Origin of the sequence: uncultured Nevskia sp., assembly GCF_903885465.1 — a bacterium.
Lineage (GTDB): Bacteria > Pseudomonadota > Gammaproteobacteria > Nevskiales > Nevskiaceae > Nevskia.
In genome coordinates this window covers 1-4,692 of record NZ_CAISIQ010000249.1, presented here as the reverse complement: position 1 = coordinate 4,692, position 4,692 = coordinate 1, and the positions used below count along the sequence as shown (strand labels likewise).

At 66.0% G+C, this 4,692-nt stretch carries 5 protein-coding genes; all 5 read left to right on the top strand.

Annotated features, from left to right (window positions below):
- The first annotated feature begins 22 nt into the window (after positions 1-22).
- Positions 23-292: a VirB3 family type IV secretion system protein gene (locus QZY06_RS09405; protein WP_023081460.1), complete on the top strand. Its 270-nt coding sequence runs from the start codon at positions 23-25 to the stop codon at positions 290-292.
- A 10-nt stretch (positions 293-302) separates the two neighbouring features.
- On the top strand, positions 303-2,750 hold the full coding sequence (gene trbE / locus QZY06_RS09400) for a conjugal transfer protein TrbE (protein WP_058166404.1): 2,448 nt from the start codon (positions 303-305) through the stop codon (positions 2,748-2,750).
- On the top strand, positions 2,747-3,475 hold the full coding sequence (gene trbJ, locus QZY06_RS09395) for a P-type conjugative transfer protein TrbJ (RefSeq protein WP_058158357.1): 729 nt from the start codon (positions 2,747-2,749) through the stop codon (positions 3,473-3,475). Before trbE ends, trbJ begins: the two co-directional genes overlap by 4 nt.
- Before the next feature lie 12 nt (positions 3,476-3,487).
- Positions 3,488-3,814 (top strand): hypothetical protein, encoded by a 327-nt coding sequence (locus QZY06_RS09390; protein WP_058158356.1) that lies wholly within the window; start codon positions 3,488-3,490, stop codon positions 3,812-3,814.
- Positions 3,811-4,692, top strand: an 882-nt coding sequence (gene trbL, locus QZY06_RS09385; RefSeq protein WP_295683297.1) for a P-type conjugative transfer protein TrbL, incomplete at its 3' end; no start/stop codon positions are given. The genes QZY06_RS09390 and trbL, both read left to right, overlap by 4 nt.

Here is a 4,692-nt window from a genome sequence, read left to right as displayed (position 1 = left end):
GCTTCTCCGGTGGGGCGGTCGTATGAGTACGGCGACCGATCTTCCGGGCTTTGAAGTGCCGCTGCATCGCTCGTTGACCGAGCCGATCCTGCTGGGCGGCGCGCCGCGCACCGTGGCGATCGCCAACGGCACGCTGGCCGCCGCCGTCGGGCTGGGCCTGCAACTGTGGATTCCCGGCGTGGTGCTCTGGATCGTCGGCCACTCGCTGGCGGTCTGGGGCGCGCGCGTCGATCCGCAGTTCATGCAGGTCTTCGCGCGGCACATCAAGCACAAGCCGCTGCTGGACGTGTGAGGGGGATGCCATGCTGAACCTTGCCGAATACCGCCAGCGTCCGGCGTTACTCGCCGACTGGCTGCCCTGGGCCGGGCTGATCGCGCCGGGCGTGGTGCTGAACAAGGACGGCAGTTTCCAGCGCACGGCGCGCTTTCGCGGGCCGGACTTGGACAGCGCTACGCAAGGCGAGTTGATCGCCACGTCGGCACGGCTCAACAACGCGCTGCGCCGGCTGGGGTCGGGCTGGGCGCTGTTCATCGAGGCCGAACGCCGGCCGGCGGCGGACTATCCGCATTCCGACTTTCCCGAACCGCTGTCCTGGCTCGTGGACGAGGAACGCCGCGCCGCCTTCGAGGAATCGGGTCACCACTTCGAGAGCGGCTATCACCTGACGTTGGCCTATCTGCCACCGGAAGAATCCCGTGCTCGCGCCGCGAAGATGCTCTACGAGAACGCGCCCGGCGATGGCGTGGACTGGCGTGGCCGGCTCGATACCTTCGTCGCGGAAACCGATCGCGTCTTCGACCTGCTCGATGGCGTGATGCCGGAAATCGCCTGGCTCGATGACGCTGAAACGCTGACCTATCTGCACGCGACCGTCTCGACACGACGCTACCGCGTGGGCGTGCCCGAAGTGCCGTTCCACATCGACGCGCTGCTGGCTGACTGCGCACTGGTCGGCGGCCTGGCGCCCACGCTGGGCGACCAGCACCTGCGCGTGGTGTCGGTGCGAGGTTTCCCGACTTCGACCTGGCCGGGGATTCTGGACGACCTCAACCGCCTGGGCTTCGGCTACCGCTGGAGTACGCGCTTTGTCTGCATGGACAAAGCCGAAGCAGAAAAGGAACTCGGCCGCCTGCGCCGCCAGTGGTTTGCCAAGCGCAAGAACGTGGTCGCGCTCTTGAGAGAAACCATCTTCCAGCAAGAGTCGCCGCTGGTTGATACCGACGCCAGCAACAAGGCGACCGACGCTGATGCCGCCTTGCAGGAGCTGGGCAGCGATCAAGTCGCCTTCGGCTACCTGACGGCCACCGTCACCGTGATGGACACGGATGCCGGCGTGGCGGACGAAAAGCTGCGCATGGTGGAGCGCGTCATCCAAGGACGCGGGTTCGTCACTATCCCCGAAACGCTCAACGCGGTCGATGCTTGGCTGTCGTCCATCCCCGGCAACGCCTATGCGAACGTGCGCCAGCCCATCGTTTCCACGTTGAACCTGGCGCACATGATGCCGCTGTCCGCGGTGTGGGCCGGGCCGGAGAGGAACGACCATCTCAACGGCCCGCCGCTGATCGTCACCCGCACGGGTGGTTCGACGCCGTTCCGGCTGGTGACGCACATTGGCGATGTAGGGCACACGATGATTGTCGGCCCAACCGGTATGGGAAAGTCGGTGCTGGTGGCGACCTTGGCGATGCAGTTCCGTCGCTACCCGGGATCGCGCATCTTCGCTTTCGATATAGGCCGCTCTTTGCGCGCCGCCATCCTGGGCCTGGGCGGTGAGCACTATGACCTCGGGGCCGATGGCGGCATCGCATTCCAGCCGCTCGCGCGCATCGACCAAGAAAGCTACCGCACTTGGGCGGCCGAATGGATGGAAGGCCGGCTGCTGCATGAAGGCGTGATCGTCGGCCCCGACGAGAAGGCGGCGATCTGGTCGGCGCTTGGGAGCCTCGCCGGGGCGCCGGTGGAGCAACGGACGCTGACCGGGTTCTCCGTGCTGCTGCAATCCAACGCGCTGCGCCAGGCCCTGTCGCCCTATGTGCTCGGCGGCGCACACGGCAAGTTGCTCGACGCCGATCACGACCGGCTCGGAATGGCCGACGTGCAGTGCTTCGAGATGGAAGAGCTGATGCACAGCAAGGCCGCCGTTCTGGCCGTGCTGAGCTACTTGTTCGCGCGCCTGGAAGAACGATTCGATGGCTCCCCAACCATGCTTTTCCTCAGTGAGGCATGGATGTTTCTGGATGACCCGGTGTTCTCGGCACGGCTTCGGCAGTGGCTGAAGACCTTGCGGAAAAAACAGGTCTCCGTCGTTTTCGATACGCAATCGCTGGCTGACATCAAAGAATCGTCTATCGCGCCGGCCGTCATCGAAAGCTGCGCCGTCCGCATTTTCTTGCCCAACCCGCAGGCGACGGAACCGCAGATTCGCCCGATCTATGACGGTTTCGGTCTCAGCAGCCGACAAATCGAGATTGTCGCCACCGCGCAACCCAAGCGCGACTACTACTACCAATCCCGCCTCGGCAACCGCCTGTTCGACCTCGACCTGGGGCCGGCCGCGCTCGCGTTCGCGGGCGCTTCGACTCCGCAGGATCAATGCGACATCGACCGCGTTCTTGCGCAGGTCGGCGCGCCGGGCTTTGCCGGCGGCTGGCTGCGCCATAGCGGCCTCGACTGGGCCGCCGACCTGCTGCCGTCCGCACCGGCGGCTGTTTCCTTCTTGTCCCAACTATCGGAGAACCAGCCATGAAAAAGCGTCTTCTCGCCGCCACTGTCGCGGCCATGCTCTGCACCGTCTCTACCGTCCAGGCGCAATGGGTCGTGGTCGATCCCACCAACCTCGTCCAGAACACGCTGACGGCCATCCGCACGCTGGAGCAGATCAACAACCAGATTCAGCAACTCCAGAACGAAGCACAGATGCTGATGAACCAGGCTCGCAATCTGGCGAGCCTGGACTTCAACATCGTCAACCGCCTGCGTTCGACGCTCGCCACCACTGAACGCCTGATCGCCGAGGCGCAGGGGCTGGCTTACGACGTGCAGAACCTCGACCGCGATTTCGCGCGGCTGTACCCCGAGCAGTACGCCGCGACCGTCAGCGGCGATCAGATGTACCGGGATGCGCAGGAGCGTTGGCAGCACACGCTCGACGGTCTGCATACCGCGATGCGCATGCAGGCGCAGGTATCGCAGAACCTGCGCGAGGACGAAACCGCGCTGGCCGACCTCGTGAGCCAGAGCCAGTCCGCCACCGGCGCCTTGCAGGCCGCGCAGGCGACCAACCAGCTCTTGGCCTTGCAGGCCAAGCAGTCGATCCAGGCGCAGCAGCTCCAGATCACCCAGGACCGCGCGACCTCGCTCGAACTGGCGCGGCAGGCGGCGGCCACCGAGCGCGCCCGCGAAGTACGACGGCGCTTCCTCGGCACCGGCACGCCGTACACGCCGCAGCGCGTGGACTTCTATGGCAATTGACGGGAGACGGTCATGCGATGCGCTTCCGTCCTGCTGACCGTGCTGCTGACCGCTTGCGGCCAGCAGCCGGCCGAGAACCTGGCCGACGCCTTGGCCGCCGATCCCGTGCGGCTCAAGGCGCTGCGCGGGCAATGCGCGGCTGACCGGCAGGCCGTGGGCGAGGACGCCTGCCGCGCCGCCGCCGAAGCCTTCCGGCAGCGCTTCTTCGCCGGCCATACCGGGCCGGACGAGTACGACTCGCTGGCCGAACTGCCGCCAATCCCGCCGAGCTTCGATACACCCGCCGACGACATGCAAGAAGGCGACACGCCGCTCGCCCCACCGGAGGACACGCCATGAACGACGTGACCATCATCGACCGCTTCCTCGATACCTTCTCGCGCTACCTCGACTCGGGTTTCGGCCTGCTGCAAGGCGAAGTGGCGTTTCTCACCGCCACGCTCATCGTCATCGACATGACCATCGCCGGCCTGTATTGGGCCATGAGCCACGCCACCGGCCAGGGCGAGGACGTGATCGCCAAGCTGCTTCGCAAGGTGCTCTACGTCGGTGCGTTCGCCTACATCATCGGCAACTTCAACTGGCTGGCCGGCATCGTGTTCCGCTCGTTCGCCGGCCTGGGCCTGACGGCCACCGGCTCGGCCATCACGATGGAGAACTTCCTGCAACCGGGGCGGCTGGCGAAGACCGGCATCGACGCGGGGGCGCCGATTCTGGAACAGATCGGCGACATGGCTGGCTTCCCCGAAGTGTTCACGAACATCGACCCGATCGTGGTGATGTTCCTCGCGTGGCTAGTAGTGATCCTCTGCTTCTTCGTGCTGGCCGTGCAGCTTTTCATCACGCTGATCGAGTTCAAGCTGACCACGCTCGCCGGCTTCGTGCTGGTGCCGTTCGCCTTGTGGAACAAGACCAGCTTCCTGGCCGAGAAGGTGCTGGGCAACGTGGTATCGGCCGGTATCAAGGTGCTGGTGCTGGCCGTGATCGTCGGCATCGGCTCGGGGCTGTTCGCCGAATTCCAGACCGTGCCGGATGAGCCTTCCATCGACCATGCCCTGGTGGTGATGCTGGCCTCGCTCGCTCTGCTGGCACTGGGCATCTTCGGCCCCGGCATCGCCACCGGCCTGGTGTCCGGGGCGCCGCAGCTTGGCGCGGGCGCGATGGCCGGTGCCGCTGTCGGCGCTGTCGGCACGGGCGTTGCCATCGGTGCCGCCGCG

Excerpts from the sequence above, each read along its gene's own strand:
- QZY06_RS09405 (WP_023081460.1), top strand. The coding sequence starts at position 23 with ATGAGTACGGCGACCGATCTTCCGGGCTTTGAAGTGCCGCTGCATCGC.
- trbE (WP_058166404.1), top strand. The coding sequence starts at position 303 with ATGCTGAACCTTGCCGAATACCGCCAGCGTCCGGCGTTACTCGCCGAC.
- trbJ (WP_058158357.1), top strand. The coding sequence starts at position 2,747 with ATGAAAAAGCGTCTTCTCGCCGCCACTGTCGCGGCCATGCTCTGCACC.
- QZY06_RS09390 (WP_058158356.1), top strand. The coding sequence starts at position 3,488 with ATGCGATGCGCTTCCGTCCTGCTGACCGTGCTGCTGACCGCTTGCGGC.